The organism is Erythrobacter sp. S259 (assembly GCF_057364965.1).
On record NZ_CP200286.1, the window covers coordinates 2,762,300 to 2,782,796 of the forward strand.

20 protein-coding genes are annotated in these 20,497 nt (G+C 57.4%); 9 read left to right on the top strand and 11 right to left on the bottom strand.

Features of this window, described 5'->3' with window-relative positions; all coding sequences use genetic code 11:
- Window positions 1-263 precede the first annotated feature (263 nt).
- The 4 genes from AC0V60_RS13085 to AC0V60_RS13100 all read left to right on the top strand — a co-directional run bounded on the left by AC0V60_RS13085 (window position 264) and on the right by AC0V60_RS13100 (window position 2,266).
- The gene (locus AC0V60_RS13085; RefSeq protein WP_486179499.1) at window positions 264-446 is read left to right on the top strand and encodes a hypothetical protein; all 183 of its coding nucleotides are present in this window, start codon (window positions 264-266) and stop codon (window positions 444-446) included.
- 142 nt (window positions 447-588) lie between these two features.
- Window positions 589-927: a ferredoxin FdxA gene (fdxA, locus tag AC0V60_RS13090; protein WP_486178887.1), complete on the top strand. Its 339-nt coding sequence runs from the start codon at window positions 589-591 to the stop codon at window positions 925-927.
- 255 nt (window positions 928-1,182) lie between these two features.
- Window positions 1,183-1,716 (top strand): CarD family transcriptional regulator, encoded by a 534-nt coding sequence (locus AC0V60_RS13095; protein ID WP_486178888.1) that lies wholly within the window; start codon window positions 1,183-1,185, stop codon window positions 1,714-1,716.
- A 217-nt stretch (window positions 1,717-1,933) separates the two neighbouring features.
- Complete coding sequence (locus AC0V60_RS13100; RefSeq protein ID WP_486178889.1) at window positions 1,934-2,266, top strand: hypothetical protein; 333 nt, start codon at window positions 1,934-1,936, stop codon at window positions 2,264-2,266.
- Between the two features lies 1 nt (window position 2,267).
- On the opposite strand, the gene AC0V60_RS13105 is transcribed toward AC0V60_RS13100, so the two are convergent.
- On the bottom strand, window positions 2,268-3,215 hold the full coding sequence (locus AC0V60_RS13105; protein WP_486178890.1) for an L-threonylcarbamoyladenylate synthase: 948 nt from the start codon (window positions 3,213-3,215) through the stop codon (window positions 2,268-2,270).
- Window positions 3,216-3,314: 99 nt separating this feature from the next.
- On the opposite strand from AC0V60_RS13105, the gene AC0V60_RS13110 reads away from it, so the two are divergent.
- Together AC0V60_RS13110 and AC0V60_RS13115 are read left to right on the top strand one after the other, a co-directional pair.
- A complete protein-coding gene (locus tag AC0V60_RS13110) occupies window positions 3,315-5,057 on the top strand; it encodes an acyl-CoA dehydrogenase family protein (RefSeq protein WP_486178891.1) in 1,743 nt (580 codons plus the stop codon).
- Window positions 5,058-5,065: 8 nt separating this feature from the next.
- On the top strand, window positions 5,066-5,899 hold the full coding sequence (locus AC0V60_RS13115) for a DUF815 domain-containing protein (protein ID WP_486178892.1): 834 nt from the start codon (window positions 5,066-5,068) through the stop codon (window positions 5,897-5,899).
- Between the two features lie 12 nt (window positions 5,900-5,911).
- Here AC0V60_RS13115 and AC0V60_RS13120 read toward each other — a convergent pair whose 3' ends face one another.
- Window positions 5,912-7,405, bottom strand: a complete 1,494-nt coding sequence (locus tag AC0V60_RS13120) for a PQQ-dependent sugar dehydrogenase (protein WP_486178893.1) — start codon at window positions 7,403-7,405, stop codon at window positions 5,912-5,914.
- Window positions 7,406-7,522: 117 nt separating this feature from the next.
- Here AC0V60_RS13120 and AC0V60_RS13125 point away from each other — a divergent pair, with 117 nt between their 5' ends.
- Window positions 7,523-8,020 carry a GAF domain-containing protein gene (locus AC0V60_RS13125; protein ID WP_486178894.1) on the top strand — a complete coding sequence of 166 codons (498 nt, stop codon included), beginning with the start codon at window positions 7,523-7,525 and terminating at the stop codon, window positions 8,018-8,020.
- A gap of 179 nt (window positions 8,021-8,199) precedes the next feature.
- Complete coding sequence (locus AC0V60_RS13130) at window positions 8,200-9,255, top strand: hypothetical protein (protein ID WP_486178895.1); 1,056 nt, start codon at window positions 8,200-8,202, stop codon at window positions 9,253-9,255.
- Between the two features lie 6 nt (window positions 9,256-9,261).
- On the opposite strand, the gene AC0V60_RS13135 is transcribed toward AC0V60_RS13130, so the two are convergent.
- From AC0V60_RS13135 to AC0V60_RS13175, 9 genes are all read right to left on the bottom strand, one after another.
- Window positions 9,262-12,030 carry a hypothetical protein gene (locus AC0V60_RS13135; protein ID WP_486178896.1) on the bottom strand — a complete coding sequence of 923 codons (2,769 nt, stop codon included), beginning with the start codon at window positions 12,028-12,030 and terminating at the stop codon, window positions 9,262-9,264.
- A gap of 43 nt (window positions 12,031-12,073) precedes the next feature.
- On the bottom strand, window positions 12,074-12,910 hold the full coding sequence (locus tag AC0V60_RS13140) for a fimbrial biogenesis chaperone (protein ID WP_486178897.1): 837 nt from the start codon (window positions 12,908-12,910) through the stop codon (window positions 12,074-12,076).
- A 221-nt stretch (window positions 12,911-13,131) separates the two neighbouring features.
- Window positions 13,132-13,680 carry a DUF4402 domain-containing protein gene (locus AC0V60_RS13145; protein ID WP_486178898.1) on the bottom strand — a complete coding sequence of 183 codons (549 nt, stop codon included), beginning with the start codon at window positions 13,678-13,680 and terminating at the stop codon, window positions 13,132-13,134.
- A 254-nt stretch (window positions 13,681-13,934) separates the two neighbouring features.
- Window positions 13,935-14,933 (bottom strand): ParB/RepB/Spo0J family partition protein, encoded by a 999-nt coding sequence (locus AC0V60_RS13150; protein ID WP_486178899.1) that lies wholly within the window; start codon window positions 14,931-14,933, stop codon window positions 13,935-13,937.
- Window positions 14,930-15,709 carry a ParA family protein gene (locus AC0V60_RS13155; RefSeq protein ID WP_486178900.1) on the bottom strand — a complete coding sequence of 260 codons (780 nt, stop codon included), beginning with the start codon at window positions 15,707-15,709 and terminating at the stop codon, window positions 14,930-14,932. The genes AC0V60_RS13150 and AC0V60_RS13155 overlap by 4 nt, the downstream gene beginning before the upstream one ends.
- A gap of 51 nt (window positions 15,710-15,760) precedes the next feature.
- The gene (rsmG, locus tag AC0V60_RS13160) at window positions 15,761-16,399 is read right to left on the bottom strand and encodes a 16S rRNA (guanine(527)-N(7))-methyltransferase RsmG (protein ID WP_486178901.1); all 639 of its coding nucleotides are present in this window, start codon (window positions 16,397-16,399) and stop codon (window positions 15,761-15,763) included.
- Window positions 16,396-18,249: a tRNA uridine-5-carboxymethylaminomethyl(34) synthesis enzyme MnmG gene (gene mnmG, locus AC0V60_RS13165; protein WP_486178902.1), complete on the bottom strand. Its 1,854-nt coding sequence runs from the start codon at window positions 18,247-18,249 to the stop codon at window positions 16,396-16,398. Before mnmG ends, rsmG begins: the two co-directional genes overlap by 4 nt.
- Before the next feature lie 74 nt (window positions 18,250-18,323).
- Entirely contained in the window at window positions 18,324-19,613 is a 1,290-nt protein-coding gene (mnmE, locus tag AC0V60_RS13170) for a tRNA uridine-5-carboxymethylaminomethyl(34) synthesis GTPase MnmE (protein WP_486178903.1), read from the bottom strand.
- A gap of 29 nt (window positions 19,614-19,642) precedes the next feature.
- Window positions 19,643-19,906: a DUF6489 family protein gene (locus AC0V60_RS13175; RefSeq protein ID WP_486178904.1), complete on the bottom strand. Its 264-nt coding sequence runs from the start codon at window positions 19,904-19,906 to the stop codon at window positions 19,643-19,645.
- Between the two features lie 120 nt (window positions 19,907-20,026).
- Here AC0V60_RS13175 and AC0V60_RS13180 point away from each other — a divergent pair, with 120 nt between their 5' ends.
- On the top strand, window positions 20,027-20,461 hold the full coding sequence (locus tag AC0V60_RS13180; protein WP_486178905.1) for a nuclear transport factor 2 family protein: 435 nt from the start codon (window positions 20,027-20,029) through the stop codon (window positions 20,459-20,461).
- The last annotated feature ends 36 nt before the right edge of the window (window positions 20,462-20,497 follow it).

Sequence of the window (20,497 nt, forward strand, 5' to 3'; positions counted from 1 at the left end):
AGGCAAGCCGAAGGACAGCAAGGACCGCCAAGGCAAACCCAAACGCGGCGGCGGCAAGCCCAAAGATTCGCGGAATCAGCGGTCAAAGCCCGACTTTGGTCCGGCCCGGGCAAGCGGCGCGTTCGACAAGCTGGCGGATTTGCTCAAGTAATGATGGCCTAATGGCAGACAGCGCGCAGGAAACCTCAAAGCCTGACACACTCAGGTTAGACAGACTTTTGGTATACCTGCGTTTTGCCCGTACCCGCTCCGCTGCCCGCGCTATGATTGAAGGGCGTTCTTTGCGGCGCAATAGAAAGCATGTGCAGCGCGCCAGCGAGGCGGTTGCTATTGGCGATGTGCTGACATTGGTTGTGGGCGGCGAGGTACGAGATCATCGAATTGGTAGACTTACCCAGACGGCGCGTGTCGCCTGGTTTGGCGAAGACCTTTTACCAAGAGTATGATCGCGGCGGTTAGAGGAGGGTCTTGAGCAGGTGCCTGCCCCCGTTTTTCTTGACCATCCCCCCACTTGCCATTAGCAGCGCGAAACTCGTGATTCCTGTCAACTGCGCCAGCTGCGGATGACACAAAGAAAGACATTTTTGCATGACCTACGTCGTCACTGATGACTGCATCAAATGTAAATACACCGACTGCGTGGAAGTGTGCCCAGTGGACTGCTTTTACGAGGGCGAGAACATGCTCGTCATCAATCCGGCCGAGTGTATTGATTGCGGCGTGTGCGAACCGGAATGCCCAGCCGAAGCAATCCTACCTGATACCGAGGATGGCCTTGAAAAGTGGTTGGAATTGAACACCAAATTTTCCGCCGAATGGCCCAATATCACGAGCCAGAAAGAGCCGCCTACAAACGCAGACGAGTTTAAGGGTGTTGAGGGCAAGTTCGAGAAGTATTTCTCAGACGCACCCGGCGAAGGCGACTAATTGAGCCCCGTTTTGGGACTTGTGTGACCGCGACTCGCAATTTTGTTACGGATGTGCTATATAATGCAACAACCGGGTTGGCTCGCTCCAACCACGGCTGTCTGAATCAGAAAGGCCAAGCACCAGCAACGACAATCTGAAAAGGGTTTGCGCCCGGTTCCCGCTTCATCTTCGAAGTGCGGTCCCCTTGCGTAAAGTTCGGCTCATGCTTTTGTCGGTTAGGTTTTTGCTGGAGGCCACGAGAAAGGAATTCGCATGGCAAGCAATGCGCCCGCCTTCACTGTTGGCGACTATGTTGTTTACCCCAAGCACGGTGTTGGCCGTGTGATTGAACTTGAAAATCAAGAAATCGCCGGCATGCAGCTTGAGCTGTATGTGCTGCGGTTTGAAAAAGAGCGCATGACGCTCCGCGTGCCGACCAACAAAGTCGAAGCGATTGGGATGCGCAAGCTTTCTAGCGACAAGACCCTCAAAGAAGCGATGGAAACGCTCAAAGGCAAGCCCAAGGTGAAACGCACCATGTGGTCACGCCGCGCGCAGGAATATGAAGCGAAGATCAACTCAGGCGAGATCGTGCTGATCGCTGAGGTCACCCGCGACCTTTTCCGGCCTGATGATCAACCTGAGCAAAGCTATTCCGAGCGTCAAATCTTTGAGGCCGCCTCCAGCCGCCTTGCGCGCGAACTGGGTGCAATGGAAGAGAGCGACGAAGCGACAGCGCTTGAGAAAATCCTCGATGTGCTGCGCGAACATGCGCCGCAATATTACGAAAGCACCGAAGAAAGCTGATCTTCGCCTTTCGAAAATTGCAAGAACCAAAGGGCTGCCTGAAGGGGCGGCTCTTTCGTTGTGGGCTATCAAGCTGGAGCGGCCATAGATAGAACCCGCCTTTAAGCGTGCTCGCTCGTCTGTTCGCGGTAAAGTGACCGCGCCTTGCGCTGAGCGACTGTTCTCAAGGGGTATTCCTGACTTGCATTCCGCAGCGCTGCGGCGCACACTTTGACCCATGCGCATCACCCCCACGCTCGCTATCGCTCTTGCGACCTGTTCGTTGACCCTTTCGGGCTGCCTTGTCAGAACCGCTGCTAATGTTGTGACGGCGCCTGTGCGCGTTGCCAGCAAGGCTGTCGATGTTGCGACCACCAGCCAATCAGAGGCTGATGAAAACCGCGGCCGTGAGATCCGCCGACGCGAGGCTCGGCTTGGCAAACTAGAGCGCCAGTACAAGAGAGAAAGCGAGGATTGCGCCGATGGGGATCGCGGGGCGTGTAAAGACGCGGACGAAACCCGCGAAGAAATCGAAGAATTGCTTCCTCAGGTCCCGCTAGAGCCGCGCTGACCTATTTGCTGGCCGCGCGTTTTAACCGGTCATTGATCGCCTGCCCCACCCCCTCCACTGGGATCGGGGCAACCGCTATGCGGGGTTTGCTGGAACCGCTTGCCAGATGCAGGCACTCGTAAAGATTGGCCGCAGCTTCATTGAGGTCACCGTTTGGTGACACATTGCAATCACCGTGCAGCTCGCCGAACCCGATCCAAAACTCGTCTTGCGCAACTTTTGCGGCGTTCAACCGCACTGGCTTACCAGGAGAATAGTGCCGAGCCGATTGGCCGGGGGCTTCGATTGTTGCTGTCTGAGGCAGCATTTGAGGACCGAGCAGATGTTCCAGCACCTCTTGGGTGATGGGGCCCGGCCGCAAGAGGCTCCAACCTCCCTCTTCACGAAGCGCTATAATCGTCGACTCAAGCCCTGCTTCGGTCGCGCCATCGCAAATGACCGCAGGACAGGCATTCCCCAAGGATGCCATAACATGCTCGGGCCTTGTGGGGCTCACCTCTTCGCTCGCATTGGCAGAGGGAGCGGCAAGGGGGAAATCCAGTTTTTCGAGCAGCGCCTGCATCGCGGGGTGCGAAGGCTGACGCAGAGCAATCGTGGGCAGGCCCGCGCTTACCGCTGCCGCCAATCCGGCACCCTCTTTCATAGGCAGCACCAGCGTCAGGGGCCCCGGCCAAAACTTCTGAGCCAGATCACGGGCGCGCGCATCGAAATGAGCGAGTGTTTCGGCCTGCGCCAGGTTCTTCACATGTACTATAAGAGGATTGAAACCCGGCCGGCCCTTGGCGGCATAAATCCGCGCCACAGCATCAGCACAGTCCGCACGCGCGGCAAGGCCGTAAACCGTCTCCGTTGGCACTGCGACTAGCCCGCCGCTCTCCAAAATCTTGGCCGCACGGTCCAATCCTTCGCCCTTAGGGGACAGCTGCTGCGTTACGTTCTTGCGGGCCATGGCCTCGCGCTATATCTGGTAAGCGAAATTGCCAAGCACACTTTCACAAGTGTCGCCACAAGTGTCGCGGCGCGCTCAAGTTTGAGAGGATCAACTCCAGTGACCCCGTTTACTCCGCCCACTCAGGACCAATTGCTCGCTATCCGGGTGAATGCCGGCATCGAAGAGCTCAGCCAATCAGAGAGGTTCGCTCACGCGGAAAGTGATCTGGTCGAAGCCATCGTGGAAGGCGTCGGCCAGTTTGCAGCGGGCGAATTTGCGCCGCTCAACCGCATCGGTGACCTCGAAGGCGCTAAGCTTGAAAATGGCGTGGTGCGCCTGCCTGATGGGTTCAAAGAAGCCTATGAAGGTTATATCGAGCAAGGCTGGAACTCGATTGGCTCCTCCACCGATTTTGGCGGACAAGGTCTGCCCTTCACGCTTTCATGCAACGTACTTGAGAACCTGGGCAGCGCCAATATGGCCTTTTGCCTCCTCCCCATGCTGTCCGTAGGCGCGGTCGAAGCGCTCGAACACCACGGCAGCGACGCGCAGAAATCGCTCTATTTGCCAGATCTGATCAGCGGAAAATGGTCGGGCACCATGAACCTCACCGAACCTGCTGCAGGAAGCGACGTGGGCGCGCTGCGCTCCAGCGCTGAGCCGATCACGGACGGCGAGCATGCGGGCAAGTACAAGATCAAAGGCCAGAAGATTTACATCACCTGGGGCGATCACACTCTGGCGGAGAACATCATTCACCTTGTGCTCGCTCGCCTTCCGGGCGCCCCTGAAGGAACGCGCGGCATCTCGCTCTTCGTAGTGCCGAAATATCATGTGAACGCGGACGGCTCGCTTGGCCCCCACAACGATTGCCGACCTGTGAGCCTTGAGCATAAGCTCGGCATCAACGCCTCGCCCACTTGCGTCATGTCGTACGGCGACAATGACAATTGCATCGGGGAACTGGTGGGAGCGGAAAACCGCGGGCTGATGGCGATGTTCACGATGATGAACAATGCGCGGATCAATGTCGGCAACCAGGGCGTCCAAATCGGTGAACGCGCAACACAGCAGGCAATCGCTTATGCTTGCGATAGGGTGCAATCGGCAAGAGCTGGCTCTCCGGATAAATCGCCGGTTGCGATTATTGAGCATCCCGATGTCCGCCGCATGATCCTGCGGATGAAGTCTCTCACCGAAGGTGCGCGCGCGCTTCTCTATTACTGCGCCGGACAGGTGGACCGGGGCACACTGGGCGATAGCGATGCGTCAAACCGCGCTGAAATCCTTGTGCCATTGCTTAAGGCGTGGGGCACGGACATCGGCGTCGAGGTCACCGGCATCGGCGTCCAAATCCACGGCGGTATGGGCTTTGTCGAAGAAACAGGCGCGGCGCAGCATTGGCGCGATTCGCGCATTGCGCCGATTTATGAAGGCACCAATGGCATTCAGGCCGCCGACCTTGTGACGCGCAAGCTTGGGCTTGACGGCGGAGAGGCGATGCTCACTCTGTTTGCCGATATCGTGCGCGATGCTTCTGGCGAACCTGCCTTGGCAGTTTTGGCACAGGAGTGCTCCGCAATCGCCAGTTGGATGCGCGATGAGGCGAGCCTTGATGACCGCCTGGCCGGTAGCGTTCCGTTCTGCACTATGGCAGCCGTGGCAGTCGCTGGCTGGCAGCTGATGAAACAGGCCGAGGCGGTTGCGAACGGCGCGGCGCCTGCATTGGAGCAGACCAAACCCGTGACAGCGCGCTTCTTCCTCGACCGCATCGTCCCCGAAGCTGCCGGTCTTAAGGCGAGCGCGGTTGCAGGGGCGGAAGGCCTCTACACCCTCTCGCCAGAAGCGTTGGCAGGTTAAGCGGCGCGATGGGTGAAGAGCGCGACCTGCTTGAGCGGATAGCTGAAAGCCTCGAGCGGATTGCACCCACCCCAGGCGAGTTCCCCCGTGCTCCGGTAGATTGGCTGGAGGCGCCTGCCTATGTGTGGGATGGCGAAAGCGCGCGTGCGCTCAAAACCCTGGATGCTCTGCCTCTTGAGCGGTTGAAAGGGATTGAAGCGCAAAAGCACGCGCTTGCCGAAAATCTAAAGAGACTGTCTTCAGGTGCCGCGGCTCACGACATGCTCTTGTGGGGCGCGCGCGGAATGGGAAAGTCGGCGCTTATCCGTGCAAGCGTAAAGGCCGTTCAGCAAGAGGGAGGTCAAATTGCACTCATCCAGATCAGTGCAAGCAAATTTGCGCAGATACCATCGCTGATAGAGGCGCTCAGCAACTCTGCGCGGTCTTTTGTCCTGTTTATCGACGATCTCGGTTTTGGCGAAAGTGATTTACAGGCCAACCTTGCGCTTCGCAGTCTGCTGGATGGAGGGGTTCTTGTGCGTCCCGCCAATATCAAGATCGCGGTGACATCCAATAGGCGTGCGATTGTGCCAAGGGAGGCAAGCGCGCCCGCAGAGCTGCACGAACGCGATGAGCGTGACAATGCGCTGGCTCTTGCTGACAGGTTTGGCCTGACGCTTGCGTTTCACCCCTGCGACCAGGCCACATATCTTGAAATTGTGCGCAGCTACGCCGATCCTCTCGCCCTGTCGGTTGACGAAACCGAGGCGCAGCGATGGGCGATTGCGCGCGGCAACCGCTCAGGTAGGACCGCCTATCAGTTCGCCTGTGAGCTAGCGGGGCGTGCTGGCCTCAAGCTGTAGGCCAACCACGCGTTATTCGGCCTCTTGGCCAGCCTGTGTGCGCAGGAAGTCCTCTTCAAATGCAGCGCGCGGGTCGATCAGTTCACGCAAAGGCGGGAGAGGTTCGGCCTGCAATTCCTCAATCGCGCTGCCCGGCGCGCTTTCAAGCGCCAGAGTGCGCCAGATGATGCCAGCGGTGTCGTCGGTCACGAGGAGCGATCCATCACCGGCCCATTCGACCCAGGTTGGGCGGCCTTTGGTGCTCCCATCTTCGTTGAGGAAGTCTGTCAGGAGCGGCACAGGCTTGCCAACCGGATTGCCGTTCGCATCAAAAGCGACATAGACCACATCATATCCTGAAGGCGGCTTGCGGTTCCACGATCCATGACGCGCAACAAAAGCGCCGCTTGCAAATTCATCACCCATGCGGTGGCCGTCTGCGGTGAACACCAGTCCCAATGCAGCCACATGCGGTCCGAGAGCAAATTCGGGATAGCGTGTGTATTCCATCATAAACCGGGGCATCCGGCTTTTGACCCGGCGATCAATATTCTTCTGATAATAAACCCAAGGCCAGCCATATTGCGAACCCAAAGGTACGCTGGTGAGGTAATCAGGAACGAGGTCTGAGCCCAGCATATCGCGCTCGTTTACAGTGGTCCAAAGTTCGCCCGTCCATGGGCTGAAATCGAGACCATTGGGATTGCGAAGACCCACAGAAAATGGCCGCGCCCCGAGCGTTTCAAGGCTAAGCTCCCAGATCATGGCGCGGTTTTCTTCCACTGCCATGCCTTGTTCGCCGATGTTCGAAACCGAACCAACCGCAACATAAAGGCGGTCACCATCGGGGTGAATTTCAAGATTGCGCATCCAGTGGCCGCCTCCCGGCGGCAAATCGGTGATCTTTGTGCTCTCGGCCTCAATGGTCAAAGCGCCGAGTTCGTATTCGAACGCGAGGATCGCATTGTGATTGGCGACATAGAGTTTGCCATCGGTCCAGCCCATGCCCGATGGGGAATCGAGGCCGTTGTCCGCATTCAGCAAGACCTCCTTTATCTCAGCAACCCCGTCACCATCCGCATCCCGCAACAACACCACCTCATTCGCCGAGGCTCCGGCAGCGCCAGCCTGTGCGAAAAGCAAATCAGCCACCCAGTTGTAGATCGAGGCGAAGAAGCCAGCTCCTTCCTCATCCGAAGGGCGCGAGGGTGCCCGGGTCAATGTTACCAGAACATCCCCATTGGGAAGCGCGTAAAGGACACGCGGATGATCGAGCCCTTCTGCAAAACGGTTGACGGTAAACCCTTCAGGAGCGGTAGGCGCTTCACCGTCTTCCCAGCCCACAGGTTCAGCAATTCGAACGGTGGGAAAACTCTCAGCCGATGGCTCTGCCAAAATCGGATCAGTTCCAGCAACGTCATCCACGCTCAGCTCGGCCTCTTGTCCGATCGAGAGATAGAAAACACCGGCCCCTGCAACGACAATAAATACGACAAGAGCGATTGCGAGCTTGCGAAAGATACCCATGTGAAAGCCCGATACGGCAGGCTTTGGCTTGCCACAAGCATCAAGTGCTCATGATAAGGCATGCGATGGCGCTCAAGATGGTGCTCGATAAGGTGCTCAGTTCAGGGACACTCAAACATGTTCGATTTCAAACCTGATGAAACCGCGACCAAGCAAGAGCGGTATCAGCAATTGGCCGAGGCAGTGGACGCCATCACTCTCGGCGAGGATGATGGCATTGCGAACATGGCCAATGTCGCCGCTTTGATGTGGGAATTTCTGCCGGGTCTGAATTGGGCGGGTTTCTACCGGATGGGGGCTAATGCGGCTGGCGATGCAGAATTGGTTTTGGGCCCTTTTAACGGCAAGCCAGCGTGTATTCGTATCCCCACCGGCATTGGAGTGTGCGGCGCGGCTGCGAAAACCTTAAAAACCCAATGCGTTGAAGACGTCCATGCCTTTCCCGGTCACATCGCTTGCGACGCGGCCAGTCAATCGGAACTGGTTGTCCCCATTGTGCGCAGCGGTAAGGTCATCGCTGTCATTGATCTGGATAGCCCCGATAAGGGACGCTTCACATCCGAAGACGCCGAGGCAATTGAAGGGCTGGCACGGATTTTGGCGGACCGGTTGTAAGATACGATCGCAGCGTGGTGATTACACTTGCGCCAGCATCCGCCCCGTTTCGAGACACGGTGCCTTAGTCCATTTGTGAGCAGCAGAGCCCTGATGGTAACACTTCTGCAAGCATTTTTCTAAGGCACCATTGCCGATTCGCCAATTGGGGTGAACCGCGGTGCAACAGGGGACACTGGATGACACCGACCACTCTTTCCCGAGCAACTCTCACCGGCATCGGCCTTACGGCCGCAGCAATGGCATTGCCGGCATCTGCGACGGCTCAGGATTTTATGCCTGATATGCCTGATATGCCTGAGGTCGAGGTGCTGAGCGATTCAGAAGCGAGCACTCTTCCGCGTGATCTTCAGACCGCACCGCGTGACAACACTTTCCAGACCCAGACATTGCCGTCTACTGGGCCATCTACCGGGCCATCTACGGGCGGCGAGATAAGCGAAACAAGCGTTGGTCCCGACGGTGTGGAAACCATCACCCGCACCCGCCGGATTGCTCGCTCGTCTCCTTATACCCAGAGCGCGGCCCCTTCTGTGACTGCACAGGGATCTGCGGCGCAGCTTCCCGCTCTTCCTCAGGGTCAGCTTTATCAAGGGCAAGTGTATGGCGGCCAGGCGCCCGTTTACGCGGGTCATTACGCGCAAGGATATGCGCCGGGCGCGCAAGTGTTTCAGCGTGAGCAATGGATCGCAGAATGCGAGCGCCGCACTGATGGTCATCGTGGTCGCCGCAAGGGCGGTATCATCGGCGGTCTTCTTGGTGCGGTCGCAGGCGGCATCATCGGCAACCGCGCGTTTGACAGCGAGCGACTTGGTGGAACCCTTCTGGGCGCTGGAGTGGGCGGCATTGGCGGCGCTATTTTGGGCAGCCTGATTGGTGGCGGCCGGAATGATCGCGGCGAATATGACTGCGAAGCAGCGCTGGATGCCTATCTGTCGCAATATATCCAAGGCGGCCACCGTGTTGCGGTTCGCACTATCCCGGCCCGCGCCCCGGTTTATGCTCAAGCTGCACCTGTTTACGCGGCTCCGGTCTATGCAGCGCCGCAGTACTATTACCAGCCGCCGCAACAGATCACATACGTGCCAATCGAATATCAGCAACGCCAACGCGTGATCGTGCGCGAAACGGTACGCGAAGAGGTCATTCCAGGCGCCCGCCGCGAAATTCCTCGGCCCGTTCGGCGCGAGCCAATTCCGATCAAGGGTCAGCCGCGCTTGATTAAAGGCAACTGAGCTGCCCTACTGAGCATTTGCTGCCGCGATTACTGGACCCGCCGGGCGATTGCCGGGCGGGTCTTTTGCGTTGGCGGGCGACAGTTTGACCGTACCAAAGCGCACGACATCTTCGCCCTGCCCAATCTTGAAACGGATGCGCCCGTCCTGAAGCGCAAGGCCCGGCTCGACGGCCAGCGTCTCAGCCGCCTCGTCGGAAACACGCAGGCGGTATTCACCATAAGGGACTCGCTGGAATAAGAAGAAGCCGTCGAACTCGCTGATAGTCTCTGCCGCAACAGCTCCGCGCTGATTGATCAGCTGCAAACGAACGCCAGATTGCTCGGTTCCGGTCACGCTGCGAAGTGACCCTTCGACTTCGCCCGTGGGAGAGACAGCCAAATCGATCTGTGCGATCACGCCGGGACGCGGCGTTACGACAATGCCTTTGGAAGACGGCGCAAGAAACGGATCATCGAGCGAGCTTTCGTCAATACCCACAAGCACCGGTTGGAAGGGCCTCAGCTCATCGACAATAGCCGTGCCGTTTTCACCGGTGATGGCATCAGTGCTGCGCAGCCCCGCTTCGACCAGAATATTTTTCAAGACAGCCTCGCCTTCGTCGCGCCGATCATTGCCGTTGTCATCGCGGAAGACGGTCACAGCCGCCTGACCATTTCTCGCCAGTTTTGAATGGGTTACACGCACTCCGCCGGAAACCGGATCAGGCCCGAGGCTAAATGCGGCCTGGAGACCAACCCCAAGAACCCCGCGCGAGGTGACAAAAGCATCGCCGCGCAGCGAGAACTCTTTGAATAGGTGTGTGTACCCCGCCGTCAGCCTGAATTCGTCAGATCCAGCGAAATAATCAAGGTCCCCTTGGAGAACCCCGTCCTCACTGACGTCAGCCTCGAGCCGAACTGCCGCAGATTCGAGGCCTTGGTCCGGACCATTGGCCTTAAACGTCGCATTCCCGCGCAATCGAACATTGCGCCAACGCCTGTTGGCGATCAGACTCAGCTCGGTCGTGTTGTTTTCCGGCCTGCCGCTGTCCTTTTCATGGAAGATTTGAGCAGAAAGAGACAATCGGCCCGCACTGACCGAGGTGAGAAGGTTAAAACCGTTGACGGTGTCGCCATTAGAGCGTTTCGCGTGGGTGACTGACCCTTGGACAGGCAAAGAGAGCCTCCCCATCCGCAATGAGGTCGAGAAATTGACCCCGCCGAGGTAATCAATATCGTTATCCGCAAATTCGCCGCGGAAATTCCCGAAAAATACGCGAGCATTTGCGCCAAAATTGACGTTACCCACCCTGCCGAGCGTGTTGAGGTTGGTGACCACCCCTCCGCCAAACTCATGCGCCGCCGCCAATTCAAATTGAGCGAAGGACAGCGAATGCGTCAATGTCGCCTCGGTGTAGGTGTGCCGCGCATTGTTGCGATACAGGTTATGAAGCCCGAACCCGGCGCTGGTGCGTTTGCTCAAACCGCGTTCAACCCCCGTGCCCCAGCGCCATTTCTGCGGCTCTTGGTTGGGCTGCGCGGTCGGACGGTCCAATTGGATCAGATCGCGGTTGTCTTGAACGATCCCTGCCCAATACTGCGTTTCGCCTGGCTCGATTTGGTTCACACCGACGGGAACCGACGATCTTTCGCGCCGGATCTGACCCTGAGGCCCATAAAGCACAACTTCAAAGTCATTTCGGCCAAAGAATAGCTCTATGTCGATAAACTCGTAGCGCCCATCTGGGCGCGAGCTTTGGAATGCAAGCAATTGTCCATTCCGGTAAAGCTCAGCATCCCATCCAGTCGGAAGCGTGCCGCGCAGAACCGTGGTCGAGAAGCGAGAGGTCTGATTGAGCGGGCGATTTGTGATAAATGCCCCTCGTCCAACGGCGGTTTGGCCGACCAAACGGCCCGGAACCGTCTCGACATCACCAATCGCGATATCGGTGGCATTAAGCGGTCCCAGAAGCCCTCCATCTGCATCACTCCGATACGCTCTTACGCGAAGAGTTTGCGGGTTGAAATCGCTATCTGTGGCCACCCGCGCGGTGTAACTTGCTCCCAAGGCTTCGCCCGCAGCAAAGAATTCCACCCGGCCGCCGATACCGCTGTTTTGCCGAGCTTCAACATCGGCAACCACATCAACTGAAGGCGTTCTCCAACTGCGATAGGCCATCTTCGACTGCGGATATTGCGAAAGGTCGAAATCGTTCGATCTTGGCCGAAGACGTTCAGCCCGTTTGCGGCGCTCAATCGCCTGCATAAATGGCAATTCAGCGTCGGTTTCCAGGCGAACCGCTGCATTGAAAAGTTCAGGCCTGAAGTCCACTCCAAACCAGCGCGACAAGGCATCGGTATCCACGCACCACCCCTCTGGTGTGTCATAAATATCGTTTGCGAGAGGAGCAGGCCCCGTGTTCACGTTTTGTACTGTGTTGGAGCTGCGATCAATCGTGATTTCCTGATCCTCAGCAAACAGCCAGCCAGTCGCGCGGCGCGACTTTTTGTCGATCCGTATCGGCAGATCCAAAGTTTGGATGACATCTGCAAGGTCGAGGCAGACCCCGCGATCCGTTTGATACCCGCGCACATCATAGGTGAGTTTGAAATTCTTGATGGTCATTTGAAGCAGAAGATAATCGTCTTCGCTCGGTTGCCATGTGTTGGTCGGAGCGCCTGAATTTTGGCCTGCACCATTTTGCGCTGAAGCCTCAACGCTTGGCACAAACGCACTAAGCGCCGCTGCAAAGCTCGCAACGGCGCTGAGAAGTGGTTTGCGCTCAAATTTCATCTGTCAAAGCTCAGGCGAAAAGCCCGACCGTTCTCGCTGACAATCAGCCGATCACGCCATCAATAGACGCAATCAGTCCGCCGCCATTCTCCGGAAGCTCGCGGTATTCAACCCGGCCCGGCCCTTTGAGCTGGGCCGCCTGTTCCGGGGTAAGCTTCACGCGAACCTGACGGGTGCCGATCTCAGGATAGACCGCGATACCGCCTGCAAGCAGGATAGGGTTATCAAAGCCCGGTTTCACAACGCTCAAAGCACCATAGGTCGAACTTTCGCCTGAACGCTCGATCGTCATGGCAAACTCTGGTCCGTCTTCGCCTTGAATGATGCTCGGCTGCGTTAGAGCCACCTGGGCTTCAACCCGTCCGTGACGCACAATGATCGGAATGGTGATGCCATAGATCGGGATAAGGCGAAACTTGACCTCCCCCGTTTGCGTCTCTTCCTGCGTGACCTCACGGGGCCGCGGGATCGCTTTGAACGACATATGGACGCGGTACTCCCCATCGGGAAGCTCTGCGCCGGGACGCGCGGCAAGGCGTACCGCCTGCGGTTGGCCGGGCGGAAGCGCGATGCGGCGCGGTGCATATCGGATCATGCCAAGCGAGGCTTCTTCAACGCCGTTTGCGTCGACCTTCTCGACCGGAACCAGTTGCCCCTCTTGCGTCATCCGGCGCAGTTCGAGGCTGATGCGGTAAGTCGCTTCCTCAGAGCCGATATTGCTGAGAATAACTTCCGTCCCGCGCGATCCGTCAAGGATTACGCGCGTAGGAGCGACAAGCAAATCACCTTGAGCATAGAGCGGAGAAGCCAGAATAGCCGTGCCTGCGGTGGCAAGAATAGCAGCAGACTTGAGAGTTTTACGCAGCGATTTCAGAAACATAGTATTCAGGGCTCCTTCAAGCAGAGACCCATCACCAACGGGCCCCTACGCAAGTTCACCTATGGGGGGTAATCAATCATGGTTAAGATTGGTTAAAGGAGCGAGGCTCAAACCTGGGCGCACTCCAGACATGCAAAGGGCCGCACCCCTTTATGAAGGGATGCAGCCCGAATGCCTGTTCAACCACCAGCGCTCAAAGCGCCGATGCTTGGTTTTCGATCTTACTGATAGGCAACAGTAACTTCGAATGAACCTTCGTAAGTGCCAGCGATTTCGCTGCCGTCGAGCGAAATGCTGCCACCGACGTTGAATGATTCGCTGCCGCTGAATGAGGTGAAGCCGCCGAGCGAACCATCATCAAGAGCAGTAAGCTCAATATTGTGCTCTGCGCTCGTTGAGCCTGCGTTTGCAGTGTGCGTCAGGCTCACTGGGTTTGCAACGAGGTCCTGAACGGTCACGTTGATGGTGCTGTTTGCAGCGCCAGTGACGGTGAAGACAGCAGGCTGCTCTGAGCCGCCTGGACCGCAAATCACATCGCCGTTGCAGTTGCGGAAGCCCCCACCGCTCACATCGACAGAACCGCCAGCTGAGTTGGCGTTCATGATCAGCGAGCCGAAGTCGAGAGCGGCATCGTTGGTAAGCTGCAGTGCTGCGAGGATCTCAGCCGTCGCATCAGCGCTTTGCGAAACCTGTGCTTGAGCCGCTGAGCCCATGCCTACAGCTGCAAAAAGAGCGACGCCGGCTGCGGCGGTGCGAAAAATCTTGGTCATGTGTTGGTCCTTCCGAAAAATTCTTTTTCCCGTTGTCAGGATGACCGAAAGGCATTTTCGCAACCCGTCGCGAATCAGTGCACCATGCCACCCTAACCGAACGAGTTTGCCCCCGTTCGAGTTCTCTAAGTAGAAGTGCGGAGTTCCGCTTTCGTTTTTAAGTATGATTAACAAGCGGGTAAGGCCTAGGATCCACCTCACATAGGGCCTTGAAAAACCGCGATTTCCATCTGAGGAAGCGCATAAGTTTTCTGTTAAAAGTCGCCGCCGGTTAAGCGCTGACACACCAAATCCAGCTGATCGAGCGAGCCATATTGAATGGTTATTGCCCCTGATCGCGGGTCTGTATCGGCCTTGATTCGAACCTTAAGTCCCAAAAATTCCTCGAGATGCTTCTGGACAGCCACAATATCAGCATCTTCGCCAGACGCGGCGACAGGCTGGACAGTGTCGCCATTGCTCGTGGCCTTCTTAGCCGCCTTGCGAACCAGCTTTTCGATCTCGCGTACGGACAAATTGTCGTTCACAGCCTGCTTTGCGAGCGTTGCCGCATTCTCTTGCCCTACAAGAGCCCTTGCATGGCCCATCGAAAGCTTGCCGCCTTCGACGAGGTCGAGGACAGCTTCCGGAAGGCCCAAAAGACGTTGAATATTCGCAACATGACTGCGCGACTTCTCTACCATCCTGGCAATGTCAGACTGCGTCATACCTTCTTCATTGGCGAGGCGCTGGTATGCGCGCGCTTCTTCAACCGGGTTGAGATCTTCGCGTTGAAGGTTCTCAATCAGCGCAAGAGCCATGACCTCGCGGTCTGTTAATTCTCGAACAAGCGCCGGGATTTGATGCAGGCGGGCCTTTTGCGCCGCTCTCCAACGCCGCTCGCCTGCGACCAATTGATAGCGGCCCTTTCCCTTAGGCCGCACGATAATGGGCTGGATCACACCTTTTGATGCGATAGATGCGGCTAGCTCCTCTAGCGCGGCCTCATCAAAATGCTTGCGCGGGTTGCCGGGCAGCGGAGAAATAGTGGCAATCGGCAATGATTTGAGCGGCGAATCCCCGGAGACACCCGAATCGGATGCCGATCGGCCCGCAACACCTTGATTTTCTTGACCTGTCTGAGAGACCAATGGCTCTTCTCGCTTGGTCTCACCCATCAGCGCGCCCAGACCTTTGCCTAGCTTTTTCTTGCGGTCCGAAGGGCTTTTCTGAGGCACAGAGAATCGAACAGCGTCGGATGTTTTACCGGTCATGCGGCTACCTGTCTTTCGGGAGGAAATCGTCCAATGAGTTCGCGGGCAAGCGCGATATACGCCCGGCTTCCGACACAGCTGTGATCATAAACCAGAGCAGGAAGACCATGGCTCGGCGCCTCAGAAAGGCGAACATTGCGCGGGATTACGGTTTCAAAGACCAACCCGCCAAGGCAATCCCGGACATCATCGGAAACCTGATCAGTGAGCCGATTGCGGCGATCAAACATGGTCAGCGCCACGCCGATAATGCTGAGTTCGGGGTTAAATCCTTGCTGCACCCGCTCCACAGTCTGAAGAAGCTGGCTGAGCCCTTCAAGCGCGAAAAATTCGCATTGGAGCGGAACAAGGATCGAATCCGCAGCACAAAGCGCGTTAAGCGTCAAAAGACCCAAGGATGGCGGACAGTCAATGAAGCAAATGTCGTGACCAGAATGGCTCGCCAAGGCGCTGCGCAGTCGCTGTGTGCGCTCTTCGACCGATACAAGTTCCACCTCAGCGCCGCTCAGATCCACTGTTGCTGGCACTATCTCAAGGCCTGGAATGCTGGTCTCATAGATCGCCTCTGAAACCGCCAATTCTTCGACGAGAAGATCGTAGGTTGAAAGCTCCCGGGTGGCAGCCTCAACCCCAAGCCCAGTCGATGCGTTGCCTTGCGGATCAAGATCAAGCAGCAGGGTGCGCCATCCGGTCGCCGCCATAGCGGTCGCCATATTGATGGCGGTGGTGGTCTTGCCCACTCCGCCTTTCTGGTTTGCGATGGCGATTGTTAGCACTTCCCGCTCCTCTTGATGGCTATCATCGGCGCCTAATGCGCGTATCAAAACCTATTTGCTCACGATGATCCCTGCGTCCGGGTCGGTCAATGAATGTTTCACGTGGAACATGCTCCGAATCGACTTTTTCACCTCTTTCAATTCGTGCGCCGCAGATCGTCCCTTAGGCAAGAGCCAGCAAGTCTGCTTTGTGGAGAAGGGTGCGGATAAATTGAGGAGCTTTTCCAACGGAGCGAAGGCGCGGGCTGAAATCACTGCTGCCCGGAACGGGGTAATTGTCTCCAAACGGGAGCCTTGCACCTCGCAGTTGTCGAGGCCTAGCTCTTTCACGCAGTGCCGAAGAAACGTCGCACGCCGGCCGCGCGATTCCACCAGAACGACTTTGAACCGAGGGCGCAGAATAGCAATTACGAGACCAGGAAGGCCCGGCCCAGTCCCTAAGTCGAGCCAAACCCCGCCCTTGTGGACCCCATTTCCATCAGGCACATGCGTGAGCAGTTGAGCACTGTCGGCCAAATGCCGGACCCATAGGTTCGCCTCGCTCGGCTTGCTTATAAGATTTTGCTTCTGATTTTCCTCAAGGAGGAGCCGCGCATAGTGGTGCATACGCTCGGCCGCATGAGTATCACCCAGCCCTTCAACAAATGCGCGCGAATGCTCTTCACTGGCGAGCAGGTCCAAGTCGCTCATGCCGCGTTCTGCCAACGCCGCGCATGGACGAGGACGGCAGAAAGCGCCGCAGGGGTTATCCCTGCAACACGTCCAGCAGCAGCGAGGTTCCTCGGCGCGGACCGTGTCAGGCGTTCCACCATCTCATTGGATAGTCCCGGCACCTGAGCGTAAGGGAAATCTGCAGGGAGCTGGAGATCTTCGCTTGCCCGCAAATCGCGCAGTTCCGCCTCTTGCCGGGCGAGATAAGGCGCGTAGACCGCATCCTCGGCCATTTCCACGAGTAGCGATGGCTCGATGCCTTCGAGGTCTATGAGCCAGGGCGCTAGCACCTCTAAATCAACACCATTGTGCCGCAGCCACTCTTCAATTGACTTCTCGCCAGTGTCCTTCCGCACGGCAACACCGGTATCGGCAAGGTCACTTGAATGGATTCTAGCCGCAAACGCGGCTTCGACTGTTCCACGTGAAACCTCACGCGCCTCAAACCAGCTGCGCCTTTCGCTGCCGATACAGCCGCTTGCAATACCGAGCTGCGTCAATCGAGTGGACGCATTGTTTGCGCGCAGCCGTAACCGATACTCCGCGCGTGATGTAAGCATCCGGTAGGGTTCGCTGACACCCTGAAGCGTCAGATCGTCGATCATTACTGCGATATAGGAATTGGCGCGGTCAAGCTTTGGTGCCTTTTTGCCAACCGCAGCTGCGGCCGCTTCCAAGCCAGCAACCAAGCCTTGTGCAGCGGCCTCCTCATAGCCTGTCGTACCGTTAATCTGTCCAGCACAGTACAAGCCCGGGATAGACCGCAGCTGCAGATCGGGTGTTAACGCACGCGGGTCGATATGATCATACTCCACCGCATAGCCAGGCACAGCCATCTCAACCTGCGACAATCCGTGCATGGTGCGAAGCATGCTGAGCTGCACATCGACGGGCAGCGAGGTACTAATACCATTGGGATAGACAAGGTGTGTGTCCAAACCTTCGGGCTCTAGGAAAATCTGATGCCCGTCACGGTCGCCGAACCGGTGAATTTTGTCTTCAATCGAAGGACAATATCGCGGACCCGCTGCGCCGATTGCGCCTGAAAACAAAGGTGAGCGATGGAGGTTTTCGCGGATAATATCGTGGGATACCTGATTGGTCCGGGTGATCGCGCAGAAAACTTGGGCGTTCACACGCCGCTTCGTCAACGCAGACATGGTCCAATGATCGGCATCGGAAGGCTGTTCATCAAGCTGAGACCAGTCGATCGTGCGCCCATCGAGCCGCGGAGGGGTGCCGGTCTTCAGGCGTGCCATTGGAAGGTCCGCGCCGCGCAATTGGTCGGCTAAGCGTGCAGCAGCATTCTCCCCAATCCTGCCGCCGTCAAAACGCTCCTCTCCGCGAAACAATACCCCGCCGAGGAAGGTCCCGGTGCAGAGTATTACCCGCTCAGCCACAAGTTTCGAGCCGTCTGCCAACTCAAGACCTGCCGCCCTGCCACCGGTGAGCGATAGGGCCGCAGCCTCCCCTTCGATTAGCTCAAGGTTGTCCTGCGCTTTCACACAGCGCTGAACCTCTGCTTTGAAAAGTTTTCGGTCGGCTTGAACCCTTGGCCCCCAGACGGCGCTCCCCTTTGACCGGTTCAACATTCGGTAATGGATCGCGCCTGCATCGGCTGCTCGGCCAATTACACCGTCAAGCGCGTCCACTTCGCATACGAGATGCCCTTTGCCCAGGCCGCCTATGGCCGGGTTGCAGCTCATCGCGCCAATGGCCTCGAGATCGAAGCTGACCAAGCCCGTTCGCGCGCCCATACGCGCTGAGGCAAGAGCCGCCTCCACACCGGCATGGCCGCCGCCGACTACTAGAACATCATAGGTGTGCATGATCCGCCAGATAGGCGTTCACCCACCCCGCGTCAAAGATGTTTCACGTGAAACAGTGCTGAAACCGGGAGTACTCATTTTCCGATACAGAACCGTCCGAATAAAGTATCAAGCATATCTTCTGTCGTTGAGCGGCCAATCAAGCGGTCGAAGGCCAACCGAGCCCTGCGCAGATCTTCACCGAGGAGCAGAAAATCAGTCTGCTCCTTGGCGCTGATCAATGTCTCATAGGCATCGTTGATACGGCTATGCTGCCTTTCGTTTAGCGCGGTTTCGCCGGGCTTTGGCAGGCTCATGCGAGCCAGATCGACAAGCGCCCCTTTCAGAGCCTCCACACCGGCACCGCTTACACCAGACACTGATCGGGCCAAGTCCGAGGTTTTTGGTACAAAATCGGGACAGTCATTCCGGGCAGCAATCTCGAGTGAACCGGCGGGGCCCTGCCCTTCCTCGCCCAGCCACAGCACACAGTCCGCTTGCGCGAGTTCCCCCTGAGCTTTCACAATCCCGATCGCCTCGATCTCCTCAGCGCCATCATCCCTAAGCCCCGCAGTGTCCACAAAAACAAAGGGAACGCCCGAAATCGACACGCTGCGTTCGATTACATCGCGCGTTGTCCCCGCGATTGGCGAGGTGATCGCCGCCTCGCTCTCCACCAGCGCATTAAACAAAGTCGACTTTCCAGTATTGGGCGGCCCGGCCAGCACAACACGAAAGCCCTCCTTGAGCTTTTCTGATCGCGGTCTTTTCAGCCATTCCTTAAGCGAGCCAACCAGGCGCTCGAGCTTGGTTGCAAACGCGGTTGGAAGTTCCGAAACGTCATCCTCGTCAGAGAAATCGAGCACAGCCTCGACGTGAGCAGACAGTTCCAAAACGGTGTTTCGCCACTGTTCGGTCTGACCCGAAAGCGCGCCGCTGGCGCTGCGAATGGCCGCTGAGCGTTGCAGCTCTGTCTCCGCTTCAAGCAGATCGGCTAATCCTTCTGCTTCGGCAAGGTCGATCCTGCCATTGGCGAAACTGCGCCTGGTGAATTCCCCCTCAAGCGCTGGCCGAAGCCCATCCATCTCGCTGAGAGCGGTGCACACAGCCGCGAGGACCGCCCTGCCCCCATGACAGTGAAACTCAGCCAAATCCTCGCCCGTGGCCGTGTTGGGGCCCGGAAACCACAGAACAAGCGCCTGATCCAGAACCTCGCGCGACGAACCGAGCAGCAGGGCAAGCGATGCCGTTCGCGGCGTTATATCACGCCCTGTCAAGGCGCGAAGAGCAGTGCCTGCCTTTGGACCGCTCACCCGTATCACGCCAATCGCAGCAGGGGGCGAGCCGCTTGAGACCGCAAAAATTGTTTGTGCGCCGCTATCCATATTCAGGCCAAAACGCTGCCCTTGCCGCGCTATTTTTTAGTGTCAGCCGGCTTGCCCGCACCGGTGGCACCGCGCATACCGCTCTCAACAAAGTTCTGGAACAATTTCAGGCCCATTTGCCCCATCGGAGCCAAAGCTTGGGCGTATTCCTGCAATTGGGCAGGGCTTTGAACGCCGCTCATCGCTTTTGAGATGTTCTCGACATAAAGCGCGTTCGCCTCGCTCACATCCGGCAGGCCCAGAAATTCGCGGGCCTCCTGCGGTGTGCAGTCGACTTCTACGTTGATCTTCATCGCCCTCTCGCCCTTCCATGATGCGGCATCGCCTGCACCCTTACCACAATACCGTTTGCATCAAGCCGCCGGCAATGGCTAGGTTTCATTCAAAATAGGCCGAATGGGTAAGAGAGAACGATGACACATACTACAGCTGCAGCTTCACAGGAAACTCACGCTCCTGCAACATCAGGCTTAGAACGCTGGCATGAGGTCATGGCGACCGGAAGTTCGATGGGTGCTCTTAACGAAATATTGCACGAGGACGTCGTCTTTCACTCCCCGGTTGTTCACACGCCTCAGGAAGGCCGCAAAATCACCGCAGCGTATCTTAGTGCGGCCAGCAAGACTTTGGGCAATGACAGTTTCAAATATTTGCGCGAGGTTGTGAGCGAGCAAAGCGCTGTCCTTGAGTTTCAGACCGAGATGGACGGAATTCAGGTCAACGGGGTCGATATCATCACCTTTGATAATGACGGAAAAATCATTGATTTCAAGGTGATGGTGCGCCCGCTCCAAGCTGTGAACAAGGTTTGGGAGATGATGGGCGCGCAGCTCAAGCGCGGCAGATGAGCCCATTTCTATCGAACGATGGCTGAATATAGCGCT